Here is a 25651-nt window from a genome sequence, read left to right as displayed (position 1 = left end):
TGCGCGCGGCTGGCGCTAAACCGCAGAAGAGCACGCAGCGCCGGCGCGGCGCAGGCGTCTGTGCGCAGGACCTCTGATCTGATAAAGTTATACAGCTTTTATTCCCTCCGCTGACCCGCCGCTTTGCCGCTTGGCTTTTTTGTTTTGCTTCAGATAGTTGTGAGAAAACCAGGCAGGGTTATACTCTGATCAACAGTGATTGCTTACTGAAACTAATAATCTCTACCCCCTTTTCTCTGCGTGCGGGATAACGCTTTTACTGTGGCCAGGCCTGGCCGGTGGCGCACCGTCTCTCTTTTCCGGATACGGAATTCACGACAGCAACGTTGTTCTCTTTAGTTTTTCCAGCCTGATTGCTATGCCGGGGAGCATGCCGCGCACGCAATAAGCCCTCTCTTTTTAATCCTGATTCTGACAGGAGGAGACGATGTTGCCTTTTTCTAGCTTCTGGCAGGCCGGGTACGAAGGCGCCGACCATATCAATACGGCAGGCCAGCGTCTGGTGATGGATGCGTTGACGGGTCATCAAACGCGCTTTCGCAGCGACTATCTCGCTCTACAGCATTTTGGCATCCGTACCGTGCGCGAGAGCATCGGCTGGCGCCAGGCGGAAGAGGATCCGGAGCGGACATTCGCCACGCTGCGGGCCAAAATGGAGGCGGCGCAGGAGCTGGGCATTCAGATTAACTGGACCTTCTGCCATTACGGCTGGCCGGACGATATCGATCTTTTTTCAGACAGCTTTGTCCCGCGCTTCGCCGCTTTTTGCCAGCGCGTCGCCGCTTTCCTCGCGCCCTGGTATCGCCGTGCCCCGATCTATTCGCCGATGAATGAGATCTCCTTCCTTAGCTGGGGCCTGATGGTCGGACTGTTCGGCAACCACCGCGAGGCGGATCCCGACGCTATCAAGCGTCAGCTAGTGCGCGCGACCCTGGCGGGCTGCGACGCTATCTGGCTGGCGGATCCCCGGGCGCGCTTTCTTCATTGCGATCCCCTTATTTATCTGGTTCCCGATGAAGAGAGCGACGCCTGTTATCAGCTCACCGCCGAGCTGAACGCCGCGCAGTTTCATGCCTGGGATATGCTGGTCGGCGCGCGCGAGCCGGAACTGGGCGGCGCGGCGCGCTATCTCGATATCATCGGCGCCAACTACTATCACGCCAATCAGTGGGAAGCCCATTCCAATCAGCGGCTGGCGTGGCACCTGGGCGACGGACGACGAAAGCCGCTGCATAAGCTGCTGCTGAATGTAGCGCAGCGCTATCAGCGTCCGATACTGCTGGCGGAAACCAGCCATGTCGGCAGCGGGCGTCCCGCCTGGATGACCTATATCACCGCGCAGATTGCGCAGGCGCAGCTGGACGGCTGCGACATCCTGGGCGTCTGCATTTACCCCATTATTGAAAGCCCTCTCTGGGAGGATCCCCAGCACTGGCCGCGCAGCGGCCTGTGGGATGTCGCCCCTGATTTTACGCGTCAGCTACACCAGCCTACCGCCGCGGCCTTGCGGCAATCACAACGTTCGCTGCACCGGTTTCACGCGCTTTTGTCGCCGGCCGGCGAGCCACAGGAGTCCTCTATGAAACAGTCCGTTTTGGTGGTATTTAGTCATCTTCGCTGGGGTTTCGTCTTTCAACGGCCACAGCATTTACTGTCGCGTCTTGCCCAGCACCATCGCGTGCTGTTCATTGAGGAGCCGGTTTACCAGCCCGGCGAGGCGGGTTTACGACAGCAGTCGCCCGCGCCTAACGTCACCGTTATCGAACCGCACACCGACATCGACGCGCCGGGCTTCCATGACAGCCAGATCGCCGTGCTGCAGCCGCTGCTCGCCACGCTGCTGGAGAGCGACGAGCAGCCGCTGGTCTGGTTCTATACGCCGATGGCGCTGCCGCTGCTGGTCTGCTTCAATCCCAGCGCCATTATCTATGACTGCATGGATGAGCTTTCCGCCTTCCAGATGGCGCCGCGCCAGCTGCAGCAGCGCGAGTCCGCGCTGCTAAGCCGCGCCGACGTGGTCTTTACCGGCGGCACCAGCCTGTATGAAGCGAAAAAGCATCGCCACCAGAACGTGCACTGTTTTGCCAGCAGCGTCGACGCCGCGCATTTCGAGCAGGCGCTCGATCGCAGCAACGGCCACCCGCTGCAGGAAAATCTGCCTGGCCCGATACTGGGCTACTACGGCGTAATTGACGAGCGTATGGACATCGCGCTGGTCGCCGCCCTCGCCGATGCGCATCCCGACTGGCACATCGCCATGGTGGGTCCGGTCGTGAAAATCGATCCGCTCAGCCTGCCGCAGCGGCCCAATCTGCACTGGTTCGGCCAGCAGCCCTATGAGGCGCTGCCTCATTTTCTGGCCGGGTGGGACGTCTGTCTGATGCCGTTCGCGCTGAACGCCTCAACGCGTTTTATCAGCCCGACCAAGGTGCTGGAGTATATGGCGGCGCAGCTGCCGATCGTCAGCACCGCCGTGCCGGATGTGGTGCGCCACTATAGCGACGTGGTGAGCATCGCCGATACCACGCAGGGCTTTATCCTCGCCTGCGAAGCCGCGCTGGGGCTAAGCGATGAGGCGCGGCGCCAGCAGGCGGCGCGGATGGCGGCGATCATCGCCGAGACCTCGTGGGACCGCACCGCTGAGCAGATGCAGGCACAGATCGCCAGGCTGCGCGATAACCTTGTTGAGCCGGTTGCCGCGGCACCCGCGCCGGAAATCACTGACGGCGTGCGTGCGGTAACGCTGCGTCCGGTGGAGTGTCTGATCCTTGGCGCCGGGCCGACCGGCCTGAGCGCGGGCTACCACTACGGCGAAGGCGCGGTGGTGCTGGAGAAAAACCCGACGCCCGGCGGCTGGTGCCGCTCTATCGCAGACAAGGGATTTACCTTCGATTATGCGGGCCACATTATGTTCTCCAACGATCCCTACGTGCTTCAGCTTTACGACAAACTGCTGGGCGATAACCTGCACTGGCAAAACCGCGAAGCCTGGGTTTACAGCCATGACGTCTTTACCCGTTATCCTTTCCAGTCGGCGCTGCATGGGCTGCCGGCAGAGGTGATTGGCGAATGCGTGCTGGGCGCGATTGAAGCGCGTTACGGTGTCACGGGAGCGCAGGAGGCGGCGCCGCTTAGCGCGGTGCGCTCGGCGGCCAATACCGACTGTCGCGACTGCTGCGCCGACGGCGTGCTGGGCGCCGAGGCGACAGAGCCTGTCGGCGCGGATGCGGCAGGAGAAGATTTTGAAAACTTTATCTTCCGCACCTGGGGGCGCGGCATCGCCCATCACTTTGCCGTTCCCTACAACCGAAAACTGTGGAAAACCCCGCTGGCCGATATGGAAACTTCCTGGCTCGGCGGGCGCGTTCCGCTGCCCGATCTTCAGCAGATTATCTCAGGCGCGCTGGCGCCGCTGGATAAACCTGTCGGCCCTAACGCCCGCTTCGGCTACCCTAAGCGTGGCGGTTTTCAGGCGCTGATGAATGGCTTCCTGCCGCATCTCAGCTGCGTGCTGGAAACGGATTCGGAGATCGCCGAGATCCAGCCGCAAAGCCGCAGCGTAATTCTTAAGGATGGTCGTCATTACCAATACGATCAGCTAATCAGCACCCTGCCGCTGCCCGAGCTGGTGCGCCTGATGGGCAATCGCGCGCCGCAGGCGGTGCAGCAAGCTGCCTCGCTGCTGCGTCACGTGTCGGTGCGCTGCGTTAATCTCGGCATCGGCCGTGCCAACCTTAGCGACAAGCACTGGATCTACTATCCTGGCGATACCCTGTTCCACCGCATTTTCCTGCAGGGCAACGCCAGCCCGGAATGCAACCCGCCAGGCGGTTTTGGTTTAACCTGCGAAATCACTTATCGCGCCGATCAGCCGCTGCCGTATGAAGGCGAGGCGCTGATCCAGCGCTGTATCGACGACTGCATTCGCGTCGGCATCATTCGCGAGGATGACGTTATCGTTACCGCCCATGAGGTGGATATGCCCTATGCCTATGTGGTTTACGATCATCAGCGCAAAGCCAACGTGGCGCTGATCCGCAACTGGCTGGCGGCGCAGGGCATTCATCTTTCCGGACGTTACAGCGAATGGGAGTATTACAATTCGGATCACGCTTTCCTGGCGGGCAAGCGCGCCGCCGAAACGGTGAAGGCGCTGCTCACTAACCGTAAGACAACGGCGTAATCCAGCGGACGCCGGGCGCGTTGCGTCTGGCGTCTGCTATCCATCCTGGCGGCAAAAAGGATCCTTTGGATCGCTGGGTTTGTATAATGGGCATTATATAAAGCCAGATACCCGCAACGGGTTTTTTTTTAACCGGTAAAATGGCGTCGCTACGTAAATTTCGCCGTACTCTGCCCCTGCTTTTCCGCCAGAATTCGCGTAGCGCGATCATTTTCAGAAGCGCTTAAATTTTGTACCTAATCAGGTCATTCAATCGCCATTCAGCGAAAGTGAAGCCACCGCGCAGCCATAACGGTAAACTCTCGCCTGCTGGCTTTATGCTATTTTTTTGCATTAAGCCGATGATCTGCCAGTAGTCGATTACACTTTCTGTTTCGAGGCAGTCATTACAAGGAAATGAGGTATTCATGAGTCAACTCTTTAGCGCAACGCATATTGGCAAGCTGGCACTGGAAAACCGCATTGTTATTGCGCCTATGTGTCAATACTCCGCGAGCGAAGGCAAAGCCACCGCGTGGCATCGCATCCATCTTGGGCAGCTGGCGCTTTCCGGCGCGGGCCTGCTGATTATCGAGGCCACCGCGGTTGAGCCGATTGGCCGCATCACTCCGGGCGATCTCGGCCTGTGGGACGAGGATACCGAAGCGGCTTTACGCACGGTGCTGGAAGATATTCGTGCCTATTCGCCGATTCCGGTTGGCATCCAGCTGGGCCATGCGGGCCGCAAAGCCTCATGCGCCGCGCCCTGGGAAGGCGGTCACCAGCTGACGCCTGAAGAAGGCGGCTGGGAAACGGTCGCGCCTTCAGCGCAAGGTTTCCATGAAGAGGATCGCCCGCCGCTGGCACTGAGCCGCGACGATCTGGCGCGTATTAAACAGAAGTTTGTCGACAGCGCAAAACGCGCGGAAAAACTCGGCATACAACTCATTGAGCTGCACGCTGCGCATGGCTATCTGCTGCATCAGTTCCTGTCGCCGCTCAGCAACCATCGTGAAGATGAATATGGCGGTTCGCTGGAAAATCGCATGCGCTTCCCGCTGGAAATTTTCCACGCGGTGCGCGAGGCGGTCTCTGATGATATCGCGATCGGCGTGCGTATTTCCGCAACCGACTGGGTTGAGGGCGGCTGGGATAATGCGCAGTCCATTGAATTCAGTAAACAATTTGAGGCCGCAGGCGGCGATTACGTTCACGTATCAAGCGGCGGCCTTGCGCCTCAGCAGTCGATTACCGTAGGACCTGGCTACCAGCTGCCGTTTGCGCGCGATATTCGCAAAGAGGTAAATATTCCGGTTATCGCCGTCGGCCTGATTACCGAGCCGAAACACGCCGAAGCGGTGCTGCAGGAAGGCACCGCCGATCTGGTGGCGCTGGCGCGCGGCGTGCTCTACGATCCGCGCTGGCCGTGGCATGCTGCCGCCGAACTGGGCGCGCAGGCGATTGCACCGCCGCAGTATCTGCGTTCTGAACCGCACGGGCTGAAAGGTACGTTAAAAGCTAACCGCTAATACTCTCTGCCGGCTCTCTCTTCAGGGCCGGCTTCATCCCCCGTTTTTGTGACGCGCAGCAGCTGCTGCTTTTTCCATCTTAAGGTTTCTCTAAGCTGCAAAATGTAAAACTCTACTCAGTGACTGAGGAGAGTAAAAATGAAATCTGCCCTGCTTGTTAAACGCGAAGAATATCTGGCGCTGCTGATCGCTGCATTAAGTGTTATTAGCTACTTAGCTATCTGGTTCAGAACCTGAATAAAAGTGACGCTGTCACATTACGGCGCGCTGCTTTCCATCGCGCCTTTGGTTGATCTTTTCATTTATTTTCTCATTCGCTCGATATGGCGCGTTAAATAGAGCCGTTCGCTTCTCTTCAGGTCGTATTGCTCATTCAGGTACAGGCGGTTTTCTATTTTTTCACGCACCGCCATGCGGTCGCGCAATGACTTTTTATCGTATTACAGAGCGTGTCATCTTCATCGGATTCATTTCTACCAGATCCCGTATCTCCTGCATCACACGCGTCATCTGCATCACTTGCGGCGTGGAATATCATTTTATTGAGCGATATCGCCATTAACTCTGCTGATGAGGCTGGGCTATTTTATCTTTGACTGTGAGTTTCTTTTTGTTTCAGGATGGTTACTTCCAACAGGAAAAACCCTCAATGCAGCATTGCTGTAATAAGCCTTCTCAGGATTTTTTGCGCTTTATTAATCTGGAACCCATATTGATATAAACATGAAATAAAAAAAGCCCTGCGCTGGCAGGGCTTTCACCATTAGCTTTTCCGACAGGAAGTCAGAATATCGTCATCCGCTTTATAGACCTTAGTCGCCGTGCCGGTAAGCCCCAGCATAGTGGAGAAGAGGTTATCCTGCGAAAAGTTATCCTGCGCCGCCAGCTTATCAAGACAGCCTTTATTTACCCCATAGCGTTGCTGGTAGTCCGGCGACAGCCAGATCAGCATCGGCACATGTTTCTGCACCTCTGGCGCGATGGCATAAGGCATCCCGTGTAAATAGGTGCCGTTCTCGCCCAGCGATTCGCCGTGATCGGAGAGATAGACCAGGCTGGTGGTGAATCTGTCCTGATGCGCCTGCAGCAGCTTAATCGCCTTATCGACGATAAAGTCGACGTACAGCAAGGTATTGTCATAGGTATTCACCAGCTGCTGCTGCGAACAGTCCTGAATCTGATTGGTGTCGCAGGTTGGCGTAAAGCGGCGGAACTGCGGCGGATAGCGATTGTAATAAGTCGGGCCGTGGCTGCCGATAGTATGCAGCACGATAACGCCGTTGCCCTGCAGCTGCTGGATATACTCCTCCAGCCCGTGAAACAACACCTCGTCGTAGCATTCGCCTTTGATACACATCCCCGCCAGGTTGAGGCTGGAGACATCCTGATGCGGCACGCGATCGCAGGCGCCTTTGCAGCCGCCGTCGTTATCGTTCCACAACACCTTAATGCCGGCGCGCTGAATCACATCCAGCAGCCCTTCCTGATGCCCGGCGAGCGCGTCGTCATAGTGGACGCGCGGCATGCCGGAAAACATGCAGGGAACCGACACCGCCGTCGCGGTGCCGCAGGAGGCGGTATGCGGGAAATAGGTGACGTCATCTTTTTTCAACAGCGGATTGGTTTCGCGGTCGTAGCCGGACAGGGAGAAATTCGCGGCGCGCGAGGTTTCGCCGACGATTAAAATGGTCAGATTCTTTTTGCCCGTTTGCATCGCCGGTTGCAGATGCGCGTCTTCGCCGATTTTCACCAGCGGCAAATTCAGATCCCGGTTGTGTTTATACCAGGAGAGGGTAGCGGCAATGGAATTGGACGGGCTGAGCGACTTCACCAGCTCTTTCTGATTGCGAAACAGCGAGGCGTAATCTTTGTAGAACAGCGATGCCACCAGCAGGATGCAGATCACCGACGCCGCCACGCTGATAATGCGGTAAACCGCGCTTTTCCAGAAAGGTTTGATGCTGCGAACACGCACCCAGAACGCCAGAGCCGCCATCACCACGCCGGAGAGCAGCAGCGTCGCCACCAGCTGCGGCGTCATCAGCGCCAGACTCTCTGACGGCGTGGTATCGAGGATATTCACCAGCATCGACCGATCAATAATCACCCCATAATTCCAGATGAAATATTGCGCGGCGGCGGAGACCAGAATAAACAGCGCGATTACCGCGCGATCGAGCCAGACAAAAGAGGCCAGGGTCACGACGATATTAATCACCGATATCGCCACCAGCGGCATAGAGAGAAACACCAGCCAGTTGCGCACGCTATCCAGCGGCATGGCGGCGATCACCTGGTGATAAAAGGCCAGGTTGAGAAATACGGCGATATAAATCGAAAACAGCAGCAGAAAAGAGAGCCGATTTAGCGTCGGTCTTTTATTGAGCGGGAAAAACATGCTTGCAGTCCATCTGTTAACAGGAGCCGCCAGCATGCCGTATTAACTTTAGGGAAACCTTAAGCCGCTTTAATCAGAGCACGCGCCATCATGCTGAGGGCGGCGAAGCGCGTTAAACTGGTCGCCCGCCTTGCTTACCACCACAGGAGAAGAGATGACCACGCTGCGCCTACTGCTTTCGGAATCCCACGACCCCTGGTTTAACCTCGCCGTCGAGGAGTGCATTTACCGGCAGATGCCCGCCACGCAAAAGGTGCTGTTTCTCTGGCGCAACGCCGAAACCGTGGTCATTGGCCGGGCGCAAAATCCCTGGAAAGAGTGCAATACGCGGCGCATGGCGCAGGACGGCATTAAGCTGGCGCGACGCAGCAGCGGCGGTGGCGCGGTGTTTCATGACCTGGGCAACTGCTGTTTTACCTTTATGGCGGGCAAGCCGGAATATGACAAAAGCGTCTCGACCGGCATTATTTTGCACGCGCTGAGCAGGCTCGGGATCGAGGCCGAAGCGTCGGGACGTAACGATATCGTGGTCAGACGCGGTGAAGAGATCCGCAAAATCTCCGGCTCCGCCTATCATGAAACGCCCGATCGCGGCTTCCATCATGGCACTTTTTTAATCAATGCCGATCTGTCGCGGCTGGCGGATTATCTCAACCCGGACATCAAAAAGCTGCAAACCAAAGGCATCACCTCGGTGCGTTCACGCGTGGCGAATTTAACGGAAATCGCGCCAGCGATAAATTACGCCGCCATTTGTGACGCCGTCACTGAATCCTTTTTCGATTACTATCAGGCGCGCTGCCAGCCGGAGCGCATTTCGCCAGAGGCGCTGCCCGACCTGCCTGGCTTTGCGGAGCAGTTTGCGCGGCAGAGCAGCTGGGAGTGGAACTTCGGCCACTCGCCCGACTTCTCTCATCTGCTCGATAACCGCTTCGCCTGGGGCGGCGTGGAGATCCATTTCGACGTCGAGCGCGGCGTAATTAGCCGCTGTCAGATTTTTAGCGATAGCCTGAATCCTGCGCCGCTTGAGGCGCTGGCGACGCAGCTGCAGGGCGTCGCCTATCGTCCCGACGCGCTGGCCGCCGCGGTGGCGCGCCTGCAAACTGCGTATCCAGCGCAGCATGAGGATCTGGCGCAGCTGAAAGGCTGGCTAACCGCCAGCGTCAGCTAAGGCGCAAAGGGGCCGGACGCCACCGATTCGCGCAGCGACAGGCTGGCGGCGAACGCCTCGGCGTCCTGCCAGGATCCGCCGTCGAGCATCGCCAGCAGGCGCGCAATCGCCTCCTGAATCATTTCCGTAACGGGGATTTTGACGCTGGACAGCGCGGGCACGGTAAAGGGCGCGAGCGGAATATCGTCAAAGCCCAGCACCGACACCTGCGCCGGCACCGCGATCTGCGCCGTGGTCAGGGCGCGAATGGCGCCGATCGCCATCTCGTCGTTGCTGGCTACCAGCGCGCTAAAGGCGCAGCCGCTGGCGAGCAGCGCAGAGGTGGCCTGCGCGCCGCTCTCCGCATGCCAGTTCCCCTGCGCGACAAGCGCCTCACGCAGCGGGATGCCGCTCTCTTCCAGCGCCGCTTTATAGCCGGCGAGGCGCTCAAGGCCGGTCGGGGAATCGAGCGAGCCGGTAATAAAGGCGATATCCCGATGGCCGAGATCGATAAGCGATTGTACCGCCATCGCGCTGATCCGCTTCTGATCGGCGTAGATGCAGAAGCTGTGGTGCTGGCGCAGACGTCGGTTCACCACCAGCACCGGCTGTTTGTGCTGCGCGATAATCTCGTCCATTTCGTCGATGGTCAGAAAGCGCGGATAGATGATGATGCCGTCGCAGCGCAGATCGAGCAGAAAGTCGATCGCCGCCCGCTCCTGCGCCGCGCTGTGCTTGCCGTCCGCCAGAATAAGCTGGCGGCCCTGCTGTTCCAGCATGCGCGCGGAGTGCGACATCAGCTCGGAAAAGTAGTTGCCGCTGTAGAGGGTGTTGGTGACCACCAGCCCGATGGTCTGGGTCGATTTCACCGACAGATTGCGCGCCAGCAGGTTGGGACGAAACTCCGTTTCGGCTACCGCCTGCATCACCTTTTCCCGCGTCTCCTGACTGACATAGCCATTGCCCGACAGCACCCTGGAAACCGTGGCTTTTGACACCCCCGCCCGTTTCGCGACCTCAAGTATGGTGGCCATAATTTTTCCCTTCTCCCTCAGTCAGCTGAGCAGTCTACTTAACCTCAGACGCCGCTCGACAAGCATCAATCCAGTAAGTGATGCCAGTCACAGTTTAAAAAATATCCGCCTTTTACGTCTTGTTATCAATTTTGCAACTGTTCATGATTTTGTGAAACCGGTTTCCTATGACGCCTCACCACGCCTTAGCGAATCAGGCGCGATCTGTCCCTACAACAGCAGGCCGCCGGTAAAAATTACTCTACTCATAACAACAGAGACGCAAAACTATGCCTAATCCCTACGCAGAAGTCTCTCGCGCCATCGTACAGTCGCTGGGCGGCATGCAGAATATTGAGGCGGTTACCCACTGTATGACCCGCTTGCGGTTCGTGGTGAAAGATCGCGCCCTGATCGACAGCGCCGCGCTTAAAGCGCTGCCTGGCGTAATGGGCGTGGTCAACAACGACACCCAGTGCCAGGTCATTATCGGCAACAACGTCGGCAAGGCCTATCAGGCGATCCTTGAACTCGGTACCCCTGCCGCCTCAGGCGGCGCGCCGGTGAAACGTAAAATCACCCTGAGAAGCATCGGCGCCGGCATTCTCGATGCGCTGGTGGGCACCATGTCGCCGCTGATACCGGCCATTATCGGCGGCTCGATGGTGAAGCTGCTGGCGATGGTGCTCGAAATGAGCGGCGTGCTGCCGAAAGGCTCCTCGACGCTGACGATTTTGACGGTGATCGGCGACGGCGCCTTTTTCTTCCTGCCGGTGATGGTGGCCGCGTCCGCCTCACTGAAGTTTAAAACCAATATGTCGCTGGCGATCGCCATTGCAGGCGTGCTGCTGCATCCCGGCTTTATCGATCTGATGGCGAAAGCGGCGCAGGGCCAGGCGGTCGACTTCGCCTCGATTCCGGTAACGCCGGTAAAATATACCTACACGGTAATCCCGGCGCTGGTGATGACCTGGATCCTGTCGCATATCGAACGCATCATCGACCGTATTACCCCGGCGGTGACGAAAAACTTCCTGAAGCCGATGCTGATCGTGCTGGTCGCCGCGCCGATCGCCATTCTGCTGATTGGCCCGCTCGGCATCTGGATCGGCAGCGGCATTTCCGCGCTGGTTTATACCGTGCATGGCTATCTCGGCTGGCTCTCGGTGGCGATTATGGGCGCGATCTGGCCGCTGCTGGTGATGACCGGCATGCATCGCGTCTTTACCCCAACCATTATTCAGACCATCGCAGAGAGCGGCAAAGAGGGCATGGTGATGCCGTCGGAGATCGGCGCCAACCTGTCGCTGGGCGGCTCTTCGCTGGCGGTCGCCTTTAAGACCAAAAACCGCGAGCTGCGCCAGACCGCCCTCGCCGCCGCCGCTTCCGCGATTGTCGCGGGCATCTCCGAACCGGCACTCTATGGCGTGGCGGTGCGGCTAAAGCGTCCGCTGGTCGCCTGTCTGATTAGCGGCTTTGTCTGCGGCGCGGTGGCTGGCGTCGGCGGGCTCGCCAGCCACTCGATGGCGTCGCCGGGACTCTTTACCAGCGTGCAGTTTTTCGATCCCGCCAACCCGATGAGCATCGTCTGGGTGGTGGCGGTGATGGTGCTCTCCGTGGTGCTCTCTTTTATTTTGACGTTGATTTTAGGTTTTGAAGATATTCCGGAAAGCGCGCCCGAGGCCAGCGCCTCGCCCGCGCCGTCCGACGCGATTAAGCCCGTTAAGGCAGCCGTTCATCATTGAGGTAATTTATGTCGGAACTGACATTTCCAGCAGGTTTTTTATGGGGTGGCGCACTCGCCGCGAATCAGTCTGAAGGCGGCTATCGTGAAGGCGGGAAAGGCCTGACGACGGTGGATATGATCCCGCACGGCGCCGCGCGCATGCCGGTAAAACTGGGGTTAGAGAAGCGCTTTGCGCTGCGCGACGACGAATACTATCCCAGCCACGAGGCGATCGATTTTTATCACCGCTATAAAGAGGATATCGCGCTGATGGCGGAGATGGGCTTTACGGTGTTCCGCACCTCTATCGCCTGGAGCCGCCTCTACCCGCGCGGCGATGAGCGCGAGCCGAATCCGGAGGGCATCGCCTTTTACCGCAGCCTGTTTGAGGAGTGCCAAAAGTACGGTATCGAGCCTCTGGTCACGCTGTGTCATTTTGATGTGCCGATGCATCTGGTGATGGAGTATGGCTCGTGGCGCAACCGCAAAATGGTCGATTTCTTCGCCCGCTATGCGCGCACCTGCTTCGAGGCGTTCGACGGGCTGGTGAAATACTGGCTTACCTTCAATGAGATCAACATTCTGCTGCACAGCCCTTTTTCCGGCGCCGGTCTGGTGTTTGAGGCGGGCGAGAATCAGGATCAGGTGAAGTATCAGGCGGCGCACCACGAGCTGGTGGCCAGCGCGCTGGCGACCCGTATCGCCCACGAGGTTAACCCGGCTAACCAGGTCGGCTGCATGCTGGCGGGCGGCAACTTTTATCCCTGGTCCTGCAAGCCGGAAGATGTCTGGGCGGCGCTGGAGAAGGATCGCGAGAATCTGTTCTTTATCGACGTGCAGGCCAGAGGCGCCTATCCCTCCTATGCCGCCCGCTTGTTTCGCGAGAAAGGCGTCTCTATTGAGATGGCGAGCGACGACGTGGAGATTCTGAAAAACAGCGTCGACTTTGTGTCGTTCAGCTATTACGCGTCACGCTGCGCCTCGGCGGAGATGAACGAGCAGAACAGCAGCGCCGCCAACGTGGTGAAGTCGCTGAGCAATCCCTATATCAAACGCAGCGACTGGGGCTGGGGCATCGATCCGCTGGGCCTGCGCATCACCATGAACATGATGTACGACCGCTATCAGAAGCCGCTGTTTCTGGTAGAGAACGGGCTGGGCGCGCAGGATACGGTGGAGGCGGACGGCAGCATCAACGACGACTACCGCATCAGCTATCTGCGCGAGCATATTCGGGCGATGGCGCAGGCGATCGACGACGGCGTGCCGGTGATGGGCTATACCACCTGGGGCTGTATCGATCTGGTCGCCGCCTCAACCGGCGAGATGAGCAAGCGCTACGGCTTCGTCTATGTCGACCGCGATGACTCAGGTCGCGGCACGCTGGCGCGCTGGCGCAAAAAATCGTTCTGGTGGTATAAAAAAATGATCGCCAGCAACGGCCGCGATCTCAGCTAAAAGAGAGAGAATCAGGCAGCAAAATTCACGCGCGGCAGCTCAATTTTCTCAGCTTATGCCACACTTAACGCACCTGCATTCTGTTAAGGATATCTGATGAATTTTCGCTGCCTCTTTCTCGGCCTGACTCTGGCGATATGGAGTCAGTCGCCGCTGGCGATTCCACTGCCCCAGCGCCCGCCCGACACCCTTCCGCCGGAACAGTACATCAGCCACGTCAACGCTAACAACACGATAACGTGGCAGTTATGGGCGCCTGCCGCCAAAGCCGTCGAGGTGGTGACCGGGCCTACGCCCGATCGTTATGTCTCGCATCCCATGAGCAAAAACGATCAGGGTATCTGGTCTTTTACCAGCGAACCTCTGCAGCCCAGCTTATATGAATACTTTTTTAACGTGGACGGTTTCCGCAGCATAGACACGGGCAACGCGCTGGCGAAACCGCAGCGGCAGGTGAATACCAGCCTGATCCTGGTGCCGGGCAGCCTGCTGGACGATCGCGAGGTGCCGCACGGCGAGATCCACACCCTGAGCTGGCATTCGCCGTCGCTGAAGCGCGAACGACGCATCGCCGTCTGGGTGCCGCCCGGCACGCGCGCCGATTCGCCCCCGCTGCCGGTGCTCTACTACTATCACGGCTTTGGCGATACCGGCATGTCGGTGCTGACCCAGGGACGCGTGCCGCAGATTATGGACAACCTGCTCGCCGAGGGGAAAATCGTGCCGATGCTGGTGGTGATGCCGGATACCGAAACCGACGCTGAGGGCGCGATTCCAGAAAGCTTTGCTCCCGCCGCGCGCCGCGAGGTTTTCTATCCGCGTAACGCGCAGGCGGCGGACAAAGAGCTGACAGAGGAGATTATGCCGCTGGTGGCCGCGCGCTATCCTGTGCGCAAAGAGGCCGGCGGCCAGGCGCTGGCGGGGCTCTCTCAGGGCGGCTATCAGGCGCTGGTCAGCGGTATGCGTCATCTGGATAAGTTCGCCTGGCTGGGGATTTTCAGCGGCGTGACCACCGAAACCGTGCCTGACTTTCGCGTGGCGGCGCAGCTGAAGAAGCCCGCAGCGATCAATCGCCAGCTTAAGCTGCTGACGCTGGTGAGCGGCGAAGAGGACATTATCACCGGACGCGATATGACCGGGCTGAAGGCGCAGCTCGATCAGCGCGGCATTCGCAGCGACTGGCATAGCTACCCTAAACTGGGGCATGAAATGGATGTCTGGCGCCCGGCCTATATTGATTTTGTGCAGAAGCTGTTTCAGCCAGATAAGTAAGCTGCTTTTCAGATCAGAAACGTCGAAAATTTTTTTCCATGTTAATGCTAAAGGAGGCATTCGCCTCCTTTGGTTTTTCGCTATCAGGCACAACAACCATCGTTCCATGAATCACGATAGATGATATTCCCTTCGGTTGTTTCCTGTAAGGCCTCACATAAGCACCTGTTCAAATCATTCTTTCGCTTTTTTCGCATTTCACAGCATTAATGAATGTTATTCATAGTCCCTATCCTTCCGCCTGTAATTATCTGTATGCACAAACCCGTTAACATGTCCTTATCTCTTTATTCCTAACGGGTCACCATGCTTAATCAACAGGCAAGTACGCGGTCGGCTATAGCTAAAAAAACCGGTCTGTCGTTTCTACTTATTCTCAGCGCCCTCATGGCTGTTACCTCTTTATCAACCGACATCTATCTTCCGGCTATGCCTGTTATGGCCAGAGATTTGCAGGGTGATGCAGAGCTGACAATAACGGGGTTCCTTATCGGCTTTTGCATCGCACAACTGATTTGGGGACCGATTAGCGATCGTTACGGGCGTCGTAAGCCGCTGTTTATCGGCTTAGGTCTGTTCATCATCGGCTCGGTGGGCTGCGCATTATCAACAGATATCGTGCAAATTGTCTTCTGGCGTGTTTTTCAGGCGTTAGGTGCCTGTACCGGTCCGATGCTGGCACGAGCAATGATCCGTGACCTGTTTAGCCGCACTCGTGCAGCACAAATGCTTTCAACCCTGATGATCATTATGGCCATCGCGCCAATTGCTGGTCCACTGATCGGAGGGCAAATGATTAAAGTGACCTCGTGGCATGCCATTTTCTGGCTGCTGGCGATTATCGGAACACTAATGCTTATGTCTTTATTCTGGTTACCGGAGACATTACCTGCTGAAAAACGCTCGCAAACCTCTTTAACAAAAGCCTTTCAAAACTACTATGCCTTGCTAACCAACGCCAAATACATGCAGTTTACTCTGTGCCTGACATTCTATTACGTCGCGGCCTACGCCTTTATCACGGGCTCCCCATTTGTGTACATCACGTACTTCGGTGTCGATCCGCAGCACTATGGTTGGCTGTTTGCAGTAAACGTTGTGGGATTAATGACTGTGAGCATGGTCAACAGACGCCTGGTTCACCACTATCCCCTGGAAGCACTGCTCAGGAATGCCGTATTAATCGCCACTATTGCCGCATTAGTGCTGGCGATCACGACCTGTCTGGGTGTAGGTGGTATTACCGTGATTGTCGGCGCTGTGTTCGTATTCTTTTCTATGAATGGCATCATCGCTGCAACATCTACAGCTTGCGCACTTGACACAGTGCCTAATGTTGCAGGCTCTGCATCGGCACTAATGGGAGCATTACAATATGGCAGTGGCATCATCTCTTCACTTATTCTCGCTCTTTTCAGTGATGGCACGCCATGGACCGTTCAGCTAAAAAAATAAAACTTCATTATTGATGCCAGACGACACTTTCATTTATAGATATCCGCCCCTACCTGGGCGTTGCGCGGGGGAGTAATTCCAGGCTGTCAGAACTTCCGCCAGTGCGTGGCTCAATTCTCGAAACTGCTCTCCTGCGACGACATCATCAAATTACGGAAAATCATGATGTATTACTGTGGACGTAACTCACCGTATTTGTAGGAAGCGGTTGCACCACCATCAATCAACAGATCGCTTCCTGTCACATAGGTACCATTAGGCCCAAACAGAAACTCCGCCAGCGCACCGATTTCATCTGGCGTACCACCCCGTCCCGCCGGAGATTTATCTAGCATGTTTCGATAGAATGCGCCCCTTTCGTCGCTGTTAAGCTCGTCATAAGCCAGAGGCGTATAGACGATACCAGCGCTGATGCAGTTAATTCGCGCACCGCGCTTGCCCCATTTTACCGCTTCAGACATAACGCGAAGCGCATTGCAGCGTTTGGATATCTGGTAAGCATATAAGCTGTCTTTAATTTCTTTCACCAGAGGCAGTTCGAGAAGGTCTTCAGGCGGCAGGGTTGCAAGCGCATCCGCCTCAGCCTGTGTAAGAGCATCAACGTCTAAGCGATGACTGGACTGCGAGCCAATCACAACACAGGACCCACCGGATGCGATAACTTTACCAAATGCCTCAAAAAGTACGGCACTGCCGTATAGATCAACGCGGATGATGTCCTGTGCTTGTGCTTGAGACGGTGACAATCCTGCAGTATGAATGACCCCCTTTATTTCACCTATGCTACACGCTGTTTTCACGAGTTTCTGAATAGACTCACGCGAACGCACATCGACCATAGTAGTACTTACGTCAAATCCGGCGCGTGAGAGAGTATTTTCAGTCTGTTGAGCGTTTTCATTTCTTATATCGGCCAGGAGAATATGTTTTCCAACGCTCACACGTCGCGCAATGGCCTGAGCAATAGAGCCACTACCAATTACAACAATGACATCTTTCATTTTTATCCCTTACAGGTATAGCCATCAGTTTAAACCAGATGATTTCAGATATTGTCCCTGTCGTGATGACAACTCATGCAGCATAGCGTCTGGAAAAGGATTGGTTTAGTCAGCTAAGACGCTTACCCTTATGAATGATTCTCATAAATAACCGCTTTATGCAAAGTCTGTCGATTAAGTATTTACAAATTAATGACTATTACTAATAAACCCTAGCTAATTACCCTATCTAATAGAATAAATCAGTTTGCGTTAAGCTTCCCTGGACAATAGCTAAGGACAACCTCATGCAAACTGTAAAACTGAACAACGGTGTTGAAATGCCCCTGCTGGGCTTTGGTGTCTTCCAGATGACAGATGCCGCTGAATGTGAGCGCGCCGTTATTGATGCCATCGATACGGGATACCGCCTGATCGATACCGCAGCGTCTTACCAGAATGAAACCCAGGTCGGGAACGCACTGAAACAAACCGGTATTGCACGGAACGAACTTTTTGTCACAACCAAACTGTGGCTGCAGGATACCAGTTACGAAGGGGCTAAAGCACAGTTCGAGCGTTCCCTGAATCGACTGCAACTTGACTATGTTGACCTGTACCTGATTCACCAGCCTTACGGTGATGTCCACGGGGCATGGCGTGCCATGGAAGAACTGCAGCAGGCAGGCAAAATTCGCGCCATTGGCGTCAGTAACTTCCATCCTGACCGATTGGCCGATCTTATCGCCTTCAACAACGTTTCCCCTGCGGTAAACCAGATTGAAGTTAACCCCTTCAACCAGCAGTTGCATGCCGCGCCATGGATGCAAAGTCGAGGTATTCAGCCGGAAGCCTGGGCTCCGTTTGCAGAGGGTAAAAATGGTCTGTTTGAACATCCCATGTTATCGGCGATTGGCCAGATGTACGGTAAAAGCGTGGGGCAGGTTGTACTACGGTGGATTTTCCAGCGAGGCATCGTTTCGCTGGCAAAAACAGTGCGAAAAGAACGGATGCAAGAAAATATCAACATTCTCGATTTTGAACTGAGTTATGACGATATGCTGCAGATCACAGCTATCGATACCGCAACAAGCGCCTTCTTCTCCCACCGCGATCCTGCCAGAATTGAATGGCTGACTGGCCGCAAACTTGATGTTTAACTCGCGATAAAAGAGGTATTCATTCAATGCATAAACGTTATCTGGGTAAATCCCGACTCGAAGTCTCCACACTTGGGCTCGGTTGCATGGGCTTAAGCCACGGCTACGGCCCGGCGACCGAAACTCGTCAGGCTATCGAGCTCATTCGCACAGCGGTTGAACGTGGCGTCACCTTCTTCGATACCGCTGAAGTGTATGGCCCCTTCCTTAATGAAGAAGTTGTCGGCGAAGCCTTAAAGCCGTTTCGTGACCGTGTGGTCATTGCCACCAAGTTTGGTTTTACCTTCGGTACGGACAACAAGCAGCAGATTTTAAACAGCCGTCCGGAGCATATCCGAGAAGCTGTGGAAGGCTCATTACGCCGTCTTAAGACTGATGTCATTGATCTGCTGTATCAACACCGTGTCGACCCGGATGTCCCCATTGAAGATGTCGCGGGAACCGTGAAAGACCTGATAGCTGAAGGCAAAGTCAAGCATTTCGGTCTGTCCGAGGCTGGCGCAAAAACCATTCGTCGTGCGCACGCTTTACAACCTGTCACTGCGCTGCAAAGCGAATACTCCATGTGGTGGCGCGAGCCAGAGCAGGAGATCCTGCCGTTACTGGAAGAACTGGGCATTGGTTTCGTTCCCTTCAGCCCTCTGGGCAAAGGCTTCCTGACAGGATCGATTAAACCTGGAACGACATTTGGCAAGGATGATTACCGCAGCACCGTGCCGCGTTTCGCTGAACAGGCGATTGAAGCCAATGAAAAGCTGGTTTCCTTGTTGGGTGAACTGGCTGCAGAGAAAGGCGTAACGTCTGCGCAAATTGCTCTTGCATGGCTGCTGGCACAAAAGCCGTGGATTGTTCCCATCCCTGGTACCACCAAACTGCACCGGCTGGAGGAAAATCTGGGGGCTGCCGACATTATCCTTTCGCAGGATGACTCGCTTCAGATAACACAGGCGCTTGAAACGATTAAAATCGTTGGCGAACGTTACTCTCCTGAGCACCTGGCTCGCGTAGGTCGTTAATACCTGAAGGGGTTCACCGCGTATGGCGGACCCGTTATTCCGAGTAGCGAAGTGCATCGATCATCAGCGCAAAAGCGGGTGGATGCTGCTTACGGCTCGGGTAGTAGAGGTAATATCCGGGGAAAGACGGACACCACTCCTGCAGAACCTGAATAAGTTCTCCTGACTTTATATAATCCTGCACCCTGTCTTCAGGTATACAGGCTATGCCAAAACCGGATAAAGCAGCATTAATCCTTTCCGCCTGCAAATTAAACGTTACCTGCCCTTCCACTCTGACCCGTAACGGTTTCCCTTTCTTCTCAAACTCCCAGTGGTAAAGTCCACCGGAAGTCGGCAGGCGCATATTGATACACCGATGATTTTGCAGCTCGTGAGGTGTTTCGGGCACGGGGTTAGCGGCAAAATAGGAGGGTGCGCCAACCACAGCCATGCGTATATCCGGTCCAATCTTCACGGCGATCATATCCTTATCCACGCTTTCACCCAGGCGGATCCCGGCATCAAAACGCCCTTCGACGATATCGACAAAGCCATTATCCACCACCAGTTCGAGATTAACTTCCGGATATTCCCTGAGGAAGGTTTTTAACCTCGGCCATACCACACTTCGCGCGGCATGCTCCCCGGCAGATAAACGGATATTGCCGGAGGCGGTCCCATTCAGTTGTACAAGCGATTCCAGCTCCTGTTCAAGATCGGCGATACGGGGTTCAAGGCAGGCAATAATTCTCTCCCCTGCTTCCGTAGGCGCAACACTTCGGGTAGTGCGGGTCAGAAGACGGATATTCAGTCTTTCCTCCAGCGCCTTCATCGCGTGGCTGAGGGCAGACTGAGAAACCCCAAGCTTGCCCGCTGCTTTGGTAAAACTTCGCTCCCTTGCTACCACTAGAAAGATTTGCAGTTCATTGAAGTTTTCTTTCAGCATTGATGATTTCCTTATGGCATTCACTTCATCGCGCCCTCATGAAGGGGGGTCATAGATACAATCATTTTAGCCCTGCTACTGACCAAAATGATAATTGATATTCTGGATGTATCGAAAATAAGTCTGAATTATCAGCAGGTTTATCATGAAAATGCTCGTTGCAGGGGCGACAGGAAGTATTGGCCTTCAGGTCTTGAATACCGCTATCGAAATGAGCTGTCAGCCTGTAGTGCTGGTCAGAGATAAGAGCAAAGTGAAATCGCTTGCTCGGGAAATAGATGTTTTCACGGTGATGTTTCATTGTCTAAAACATTTACTGAATTGCCGAAAGATATTGATGCCATCATCTTCACTCTCGGCTCTGATGGCCAGAGTCCCGGAATGCATTATTAATTTGATAAACCTCTTCTCAAAATACGAAAAATCAAGCTAATGAATATTTATCAATTGAAGGTTTGGGTGCTGCTTTACTTTGGAAGCCCTCAGGCTTATTAGTGCTCATTCAACCATATAGATTTTCCATTCTATATAAATTGTTATTTTTCATAATTGTTTTACGCTGGTTTTTATTGAACCCCTACTTCCAATGGGAAATTACTCAGTAATTAGTAAACCACGTTAATGGAAGTCTATTGCAGCTATGAATGATAAGCTTACATAGTTATGAGAAAAGTGATCTTGCAAGAATTAGATGCAGCCAGAGAAGGTTTAAAGATAAATTGTCTGCCCGGCTGACGATTACATAACTTTATATCTTTTACTTACGAATTTTTTTAGCTGGATAATAACGTGAGATCAAACAGCAAGCTCAAAGGAATATCTGGCAGTTTCAAATATAGCCGAGCAGGAAACGCTGTATGACCCTGCTGATATCGATGATATATAGCGGCTAACAGCGCTGGCTTTAGATGCATCAACGGCTTCCAGCGCAATGGGTGGCATGAGGGAAATGTCATTGATTCCGGCGCAGAACGCCTAAGGCAGCATTTTCACCAGGGTCAGCTGGTTTTCCGTTTCCCCCTGATGGTAGCTGACCCGGTCCACGCCTGAAAATATAAGCTGCATGCCGCGGCCGCCCTCGCTCAGGCTCTCCAGCGTCAGCGGCGCGTCGGGATCGATCACCGGCGGCTGGCGCTTCTCCTCCGGCACCGGCACGCCGCTGTCAAAGAGTGTCACCGTGACCGCGCGGCCGTCGTGGCTAAAATTGACCCTGTAACACGCCGTGGCGTCGTCATGATAGCCGTGACGAATAATATTGCTCGCCGCCTCGCATAAGGCCAGGTCAAGCGGATAGATCCAGCCCTCGTTCACCGGCAGCGCGGCCAGGAACTGACGCAGCGCGACGCCGAGCGTGGTCAGGCTGTTAATGGTGGCGGGCAGCCGTAGCGCTTTTTCCTGGGCGTGTTCGGACATAGGTCAACCTCCTTCGTTAATCGCGGCGAGCGCCTCGCTGCGGTCGGCACAGATGGTAAACACCCGATCCATGCGCGTCAGCGCAAACATCGCTTTGATATTGGCGTTGAGCGCGCAAAGCACCAGCTGTCCCTTGCCGCTCAGCGATTTCAGCAGCGAGATCAGCGCGCCCAGACAGCTACTGTCGATAAAATCCACGCGCGAAAAGTCGAGGATCAGCGCGGTTTCGCCCTGCTGGATCACCGCCGCCACCGCCTCTTTAAAACGCAGCGCGACAGAGGCGTCGAGACGGCGCACCACCGGCGTGAAGAGTAGAGCCTTGTCGATCTTTTCAGTTTCAAATTTCATGGGTTTCTCCCGTTAAGCCCTGCTGCCGTTCAATCACCAGCAGGGAAATATCATCCGCCGCTGACGCGGCTTCGTCCGTAGTCTTGCCGCGCCACTGATTAAGCGACTGCTCTACCGCCGCCAGCAGCGCCTCGATCGAGTGAGTATGCAGCGAGGCCAGCAGGGCCTGCAGTCGCGCGGCGCCATACATCTGCTGTTCCGCGCTTTCGCATTCGCTGATGCCGTCGCTGTAGAGGCAGAGTCGTTCGCCCGGCGCGAGGTGAAAGGCGTACTCGTCCCAGTCGAGGTGCTCAAGCAGCCCGACCGGCGGGCCGCCCTCGCCGATTTCGCGCACCGCGCCGCTGTCGCTGACGATAAACGGCGTGGGATGGCCCGCCTGACAGAGCCGCCCTTCGCCGCTATGACGGTCGATCACGCCGTACACCAGGGTGAAATAGCTGGTGACCTCGGGATGCTGCGCGCAAAAGCGCTCGTTCAAAATGCGCACCACCTGCGACGGCGGCGTAACGGCCGCGCCGTCGAACAGAAAGGGATCGACCGTGCGGCCATGCAAAAACTGACGCGCCACCGCCACCGACATCATTGCCGCCGTTACGCCGTGTCCGGCGACATCGACGCAGTAAAAGCCGACGGCTTTGTTATCGAGAGGAAAGAGATGAAAGAGATCGCCGGATACCCACGCGGAGGGCATAAACAGCCAGTCGGCGAAATAGTCGCCCTGGCGCAGATGGTGCGGCGGCAGAATACTGCGCTGCAGCCTGGCCGCCGCCTGCAAATCCTGCTGGATCTGCGTCAGCGCCTCGCTGAGTCGGCGATTTCTGCTGGCCAGCGTCCCCTCCAGCTGCAGAATGCGCTCGCCCGCGTGCAGGCGCGCCTGCAGCTCGACCTGGTTGACCGGCTTGCGTAAAAAGTCGTCCGCGCCTGCGGCGAAACCGACGCGCAAATCCTCTACGCTGTCGCGCGCGGTGAGCACGATAATGTAGATATACCGATCCTGTAGCTGCTGGCGGATCTCGCGGCACAGCGTCAGGCCATCCATCACCGGCATTTCCCAGTCGCTAATCACCAGGCTAACCGCCTCATGCGCCAGCAGCGTCAGCGCCTGTTCGCCGTTCTCCGCTTCGAAGACCTGATAGCCCCACTGCCGCAACAGGCCAGCCAGCAGCCGCCGGTAGAGCAGCGCGTCGTCGACGATGAGCACGGATTGAGGCGGTAGCGCGTCCATAAAAAACCTCAGAAAGGAAGAAACCAGATAAGCGAAATCGTGCCCTCGCGAAATTTCGCGTTGGCGCTGCCGCGGCCGGGAAAGCGTGTGCCGCTGTAGTTGCTGTACTGGAGCGAAAACGAGCCGGGCGTATAGCCGGCATAGCCGAAGCTGTAGCTGTAGTCGCCGTTCCACGGCTGCTGCTGTTCAGAGTGCGGAAACCAGAAAGCGGTGGCGCGAATGAAGAAGTGCTGCTTAAAGGTGTAGCCGCAGCCGCCCAGCCCGACCTCTTTATTGGAGCGCAGATCGTTATCCGCCAGCGAATAGTAGCGCGGCACCCAGCTGACGCCGACCTGGCAGGTGAGCGCGTCCCCTTTATTGATGAGCAGATGCTTCTCCAGCGCCTTCGGCAGCGAAAATTTATAGGCGAAGGTAAAGGCACCCTGTTCGAAGTAGGTGCGGCGCGCGTTGCCCGAGGGAAACAGGTGGTTATCGCCATAGTTGCTATAGACCAGGCTGAAGGTATTGGGATGCCAGTCGTCATAGCCAAAGCTGTAGCGAAAATCGGTGGTATATTTATCGAAATCGGTAATGGGGGCGCGCAGCGTGACGTTAGCGAACCAGAAGCTGTAGGGAGAGTATTGCAGGCTGAGGTTGACCAGCTGATTGATCTTCTTTTTTTGCTGCGCCGATTCCTCGCCGTTAGGAATGGTGATCCACTGCTCTTTCAGCCCGCTTGAAAAGCTAAGCGCGCTGGAAAATTTATCTTTGTTGCCGGAGAAAAGGCGACCCCAGCGGCTGGTGAATACCCCCGCCTGAATCGGCTCTTCGTGCGCCGAAACCGTTTCGCTGTCGGTCGCCACGGCGAAAGCGGGCGCCGCCGCGCCCGCGGCGAACGCAATAGTCAGCCATCCTGCTCCTCTGGCCGAAAGCCCCCGGTAAACCATGCCGCACTCCTCGCTTAATTAGGGATGAAACGCCCGCCAATCTCTTTTTTCGCCATCCACCACAGCAGCCCAAGCGCGGCGAGATGGATCAGCGTGTTGCGTATCCACGCCTGGTGCCAGAGGTCGAAATCCACGAACTGGCTGACCGCCATCACCACGAAAACGTGCAGGATAAAGGTGTAGAGCGAGTGCTGTCCGAGCGGGATAAGAAACCAGCCGAGGGCGCGCTCGAGGGGGCGCCAGCAGAAGGTCAGCACCAGATAAACCAGCAGCATCAGGCTGAAATCGTTCAGCACGCGACAGGGGCCAAGGGCGTTTTTGCTGGCGAGGTGATAGTAAAACCAGTTGAAATCGGCGGGCGGAATCACATGCAGCAGCAGGAATGAGGGCATAAAGGGGTTGGTATGGTTCTGCGCGACGAACATCATGGCAAGCGCATAGATCACCATCATGCCCATCACGATATAGCCGCCCGGCGTGCGGGCCAGCGACATCAGTTCATCTTTGTACCAGCCGCAGCACATGCCCAACACATAGATAAATTGCCAGGCGAGCAGCGGAAAGGCGAACTCGAACTCCGCCACCGTCAGGCGTATTGGCCAGAGATGATAGCTGACGTAGCCCGCCAGCGACGCCAGCAGCAGCCAGCCTGCGCGGCGTCCCTTCAGCAGCGCCAGAAACAGCGGGCTGAGCAGCAGCAGGCAGATATAGAGGCCGAGGATCTGCGTCTGATGCGGCCCGATTTGCAGATAGAGAATGATATTAAACCAGGTCTCTTTGATCTGCGGCGTGGTGGGAAACAGCGACCAGACGGTGCCGGAGTAGCGGTCGACAAAGTGGGTGACTTCAAAGGTGTTGACGTAAGGAATGCGCGACAGCAGCAGCATCAGGCCGATGATGGTCAGGTTGACCAGATAGATTTTCCCGGCCCGCCGCCACAGGGTCCAGCTTACCGTCAGCAGCACCTCTTTTTGCAGCCGCTGGCGGTTAAGCATGCCCAGCATAAAGCCTGACAAAATAACGAAGCCTTCGGCGCCGGTAGTCAGGCCGAACCGCTCCCAGGTAAAAATATTCACCAGCGACAGCAGCTCGGTGTGCGCCACCACCATCATCACCAGCGCGATGCCGCGCAGCATATCGACGCGCAGATCGCGCTTGCCAGGCACCGCATAGCGCCACGCGCGCCAGTCAAGGCTTACCGTTTTAGGCTCAACCGCCACATCCGCCATAAATGATTACCGTAAGTGATGTAAGGATATTTTTTAGTTAAATGAAATAGATCGTTACTCTGTAAGGAGAAGTTTAGCGCTGTTGCAGTTTAAGTCACGCTGAAATGAAAAAATTCTTAATCACCTTGTAAACACCTGTAATTTAATACTATATAAATTGTCAGGGCGCGCATTCTGATTGACTAGTTGATCCTTATGCACAGTCGCTTCGCTAAAAACATAAAAATAACTTAATTATCTCTATTTATTAAGCTAATGAATTG

General features: G+C 55.8%; 18 protein-coding genes and 1 pseudogene. 10 read left to right on the top strand and 9 right to left on the bottom strand.

What is annotated here, in order from left to right:
- Positions 1-427: 427 nt before the first annotated feature.
- A complete protein-coding gene (locus AC6I7Z_RS21020) occupies positions 428-4183 on the top strand; it encodes an FAD-dependent oxidoreductase (RefSeq protein WP_497815740.1) in 3756 nt (1251 codons plus the stop codon).
- 407 nt (positions 4184-4590) lie between these two features.
- On the top strand, positions 4591-5691 hold the full coding sequence (locus AC6I7Z_RS21015) for an NADH:flavin oxidoreductase/NADH oxidase (RefSeq protein ID WP_497815739.1): 1101 nt from the start codon (positions 4591-4593) through the stop codon (positions 5689-5691).
- Between the two features lie 763 nt (positions 5692-6454).
- Here the strand turns inward: AC6I7Z_RS21015 and eptA are convergent.
- The gene (eptA, locus tag AC6I7Z_RS21010) at positions 6455-8089 is read right to left on the bottom strand and encodes a phosphoethanolamine transferase EptA (RefSeq protein ID WP_497815738.1); all 1635 of its coding nucleotides are present in this window, start codon (positions 8087-8089) and stop codon (positions 6455-6457) included.
- Positions 8090-8243: 154 nt separating this feature from the next.
- On the opposite strand from eptA, the gene lplA reads away from it, so the two are divergent.
- Positions 8244-9260: a lipoate--protein ligase gene (gene lplA / locus AC6I7Z_RS21005; protein WP_497815737.1), complete on the top strand. Its 1017-nt coding sequence runs from the start codon at positions 8244-8246 to the stop codon at positions 9258-9260.
- Here the strand turns inward: lplA and AC6I7Z_RS21000 are convergent.
- Complete coding sequence (locus tag AC6I7Z_RS21000) at positions 9257-10273, bottom strand: LacI family DNA-binding transcriptional regulator (RefSeq protein ID WP_497815736.1); 1017 nt, start codon at positions 10271-10273, stop codon at positions 9257-9259. The genes lplA and AC6I7Z_RS21000 overlap by 4 nt on opposite strands.
- Positions 10274-10542: 269 nt before the next feature.
- On the opposite strand from AC6I7Z_RS21000, the gene ascF reads away from it, so the two are divergent.
- From ascF to AC6I7Z_RS20980, 4 genes are all read left to right on the top strand, one after another.
- Positions 10543-11997 (top strand): PTS cellobiose/arbutin/salicin transporter subunit IIBC, encoded by a 1455-nt coding sequence (gene ascF / locus AC6I7Z_RS20995; RefSeq protein WP_497815735.1) that lies wholly within the window; start codon positions 10543-10545, stop codon positions 11995-11997.
- Between the two features lie 8 nt (positions 11998-12005).
- Complete coding sequence (locus AC6I7Z_RS20990; protein ID WP_497815734.1) at positions 12006-13436, top strand: 6-phospho-beta-glucosidase; 1431 nt, start codon at positions 12006-12008, stop codon at positions 13434-13436.
- Positions 13437-13532: 96 nt separating this feature from the next.
- Complete coding sequence (locus tag AC6I7Z_RS20985) at positions 13533-14708, top strand: alpha/beta hydrolase-fold protein (RefSeq protein ID WP_497815733.1); 1176 nt, start codon at positions 13533-13535, stop codon at positions 14706-14708.
- Positions 14709-15014: 306 nt separating this feature from the next.
- The gene (locus AC6I7Z_RS20980) at positions 15015-16163 is read left to right on the top strand and encodes a multidrug effflux MFS transporter (protein WP_497815732.1); all 1149 of its coding nucleotides are present in this window, start codon (positions 15015-15017) and stop codon (positions 16161-16163) included.
- Between the two features lie 170 nt (positions 16164-16333).
- Here the strand turns inward: AC6I7Z_RS20980 and AC6I7Z_RS20975 are convergent, their stop codons facing one another.
- On the bottom strand, positions 16334-17164 hold the full coding sequence (locus AC6I7Z_RS20975) for an SDR family oxidoreductase (protein WP_497815731.1): 831 nt from the start codon (positions 17162-17164) through the stop codon (positions 16334-16336).
- Positions 17165-17451: 287 nt separating this feature from the next.
- On the opposite strand from AC6I7Z_RS20975, the gene AC6I7Z_RS20970 reads away from it, so the two are divergent.
- Positions 17452-18303 carry an aldo/keto reductase gene (locus AC6I7Z_RS20970; protein ID WP_497815730.1) on the top strand — a complete coding sequence of 284 codons (852 nt, stop codon included), beginning with the start codon at positions 17452-17454 and terminating at the stop codon, positions 18301-18303.
- A 26-nt stretch (positions 18304-18329) separates the two neighbouring features.
- Entirely contained in the window at positions 18330-19319 is a 990-nt protein-coding gene (locus tag AC6I7Z_RS20965; protein WP_497815729.1) for an aldo/keto reductase, read from the top strand.
- 34 nt (positions 19320-19353) lie between these two features.
- Here the strand turns inward: AC6I7Z_RS20965 and AC6I7Z_RS20960 are convergent, their stop codons facing one another.
- Positions 19354-20247, bottom strand: coding sequence for a LysR family transcriptional regulator (locus tag AC6I7Z_RS20960; protein WP_497815728.1), 894 nt, complete (start codon positions 20245-20247; stop codon positions 19354-19356).
- Between the two features lie 145 nt (positions 20248-20392).
- Here AC6I7Z_RS20960 and AC6I7Z_RS20955 point away from each other — a divergent pair.
- Positions 20393-20619, top strand: a pseudogene (locus tag AC6I7Z_RS20955) (NAD(P)H-binding protein); the annotation flags it as partial.
- Between the two features lie 603 nt (positions 20620-21222).
- Here the strand turns inward: AC6I7Z_RS20955 and AC6I7Z_RS20950 are convergent.
- From AC6I7Z_RS20950 to opgC, 5 genes are read right to left on the bottom strand one after another with little or no spacing between them, the layout of a single operon-like run.
- Positions 21223-21660, bottom strand: a complete 438-nt coding sequence (locus tag AC6I7Z_RS20950; RefSeq protein WP_497815727.1) for an ATP-binding protein — start codon at positions 21658-21660, stop codon at positions 21223-21225.
- A 3-nt stretch (positions 21661-21663) separates the two neighbouring features.
- On the bottom strand, positions 21664-22008 hold the full coding sequence (locus AC6I7Z_RS20945) for an STAS domain-containing protein (protein ID WP_497815726.1): 345 nt from the start codon (positions 22006-22008) through the stop codon (positions 21664-21666).
- Positions 21998-23233, bottom strand: a complete 1236-nt coding sequence (locus AC6I7Z_RS20940; protein ID WP_497815725.1) for a PP2C family protein-serine/threonine phosphatase — start codon at positions 23231-23233, stop codon at positions 21998-22000. The genes AC6I7Z_RS20945 and AC6I7Z_RS20940 overlap by 11 nt, the downstream gene beginning before the upstream one ends.
- Before the next feature lie 8 nt (positions 23234-23241).
- Positions 23242-24159, bottom strand: coding sequence for a hypothetical protein (locus AC6I7Z_RS20935; protein ID WP_497815724.1), 918 nt, complete (start codon positions 24157-24159; stop codon positions 23242-23244).
- Between the two features lie 14 nt (positions 24160-24173).
- Positions 24174-25388 carry an OpgC domain-containing protein gene (gene opgC, locus AC6I7Z_RS20930; RefSeq protein ID WP_497815723.1) on the bottom strand — a complete coding sequence of 405 codons (1215 nt, stop codon included), beginning with the start codon at positions 25386-25388 and terminating at the stop codon, positions 24174-24176.
- Positions 25389-25651 lie beyond the last annotated feature (263 nt).

This window comes from Pantoea sp. X-Soil-MYKO-1289 (assembly GCF_059730625.1).
This window is presented reverse-complemented; position numbering and strand designations above follow the sequence as displayed.

Excerpts from the sequence above, each read along its gene's own strand:
- AC6I7Z_RS21015 (WP_497815739.1), top strand. The coding sequence starts at position 4,591 with ATGAGTCAACTCTTTAGCGCAACGCATATTGGCAAGCTGGCACTGGAA.
- AC6I7Z_RS20975 (WP_497815731.1), bottom strand. The coding sequence starts at position 17,164 with ATGAAAGATGTCATTGTTGTAATTGGTAGTGGCTCTATTGCTCAGGCC.
- opgC (WP_497815723.1), bottom strand. The coding sequence starts at position 25,388 with ATGGCGGATGTGGCGGTTGAGCCTAAAACGGTAAGCCTTGACTGGCGC.
- ascF (WP_497815735.1), top strand. The coding sequence starts at position 10,543 with ATGCCTAATCCCTACGCAGAAGTCTCTCGCGCCATCGTACAGTCGCTG.
- eptA (WP_497815738.1), bottom strand. The coding sequence starts at position 8,089 with ATGTTTTTCCCGCTCAATAAAAGACCGACGCTAAATCGGCTCTCTTTT.
- AC6I7Z_RS21020 (WP_497815740.1), top strand. The coding sequence starts at position 428 with ATGTTGCCTTTTTCTAGCTTCTGGCAGGCCGGGTACGAAGGCGCCGAC.
- AC6I7Z_RS21000 (WP_497815736.1), bottom strand. The coding sequence starts at position 10,273 with ATGGCCACCATACTTGAGGTCGCGAAACGGGCGGGGGTGTCAAAAGCC.
- AC6I7Z_RS20970 (WP_497815730.1), top strand. The coding sequence starts at position 17,452 with ATGCAAACTGTAAAACTGAACAACGGTGTTGAAATGCCCCTGCTGGGC.
- lplA (WP_497815737.1), top strand. The coding sequence starts at position 8,244 with ATGACCACGCTGCGCCTACTGCTTTCGGAATCCCACGACCCCTGGTTT.
- AC6I7Z_RS20960 (WP_497815728.1), bottom strand. The coding sequence starts at position 20,247 with ATGCTGAAAGAAAACTTCAATGAACTGCAAATCTTTCTAGTGGTAGCA.
- AC6I7Z_RS20985 (WP_497815733.1), top strand. The coding sequence starts at position 13,533 with ATGAATTTTCGCTGCCTCTTTCTCGGCCTGACTCTGGCGATATGGAGT.
- AC6I7Z_RS20990 (WP_497815734.1), top strand. The coding sequence starts at position 12,006 with ATGTCGGAACTGACATTTCCAGCAGGTTTTTTATGGGGTGGCGCACTC.
- AC6I7Z_RS20965 (WP_497815729.1), top strand. The coding sequence starts at position 18,330 with ATGCATAAACGTTATCTGGGTAAATCCCGACTCGAAGTCTCCACACTT.
- AC6I7Z_RS20935 (WP_497815724.1), bottom strand. The coding sequence starts at position 24,159 with ATGGTTTACCGGGGGCTTTCGGCCAGAGGAGCAGGATGGCTGACTATT.
- AC6I7Z_RS20950 (WP_497815727.1), bottom strand. The coding sequence starts at position 21,660 with ATGTCCGAACACGCCCAGGAAAAAGCGCTACGGCTGCCCGCCACCATT.
- AC6I7Z_RS20980 (WP_497815732.1), top strand. The coding sequence starts at position 15,015 with ATGCTTAATCAACAGGCAAGTACGCGGTCGGCTATAGCTAAAAAAACC.
- AC6I7Z_RS20940 (WP_497815725.1), bottom strand. The coding sequence starts at position 23,233 with ATGGACGCGCTACCGCCTCAATCCGTGCTCATCGTCGACGACGCGCTG.
- AC6I7Z_RS20945 (WP_497815726.1), bottom strand. The coding sequence starts at position 22,008 with ATGAAATTTGAAACTGAAAAGATCGACAAGGCTCTACTCTTCACGCCG.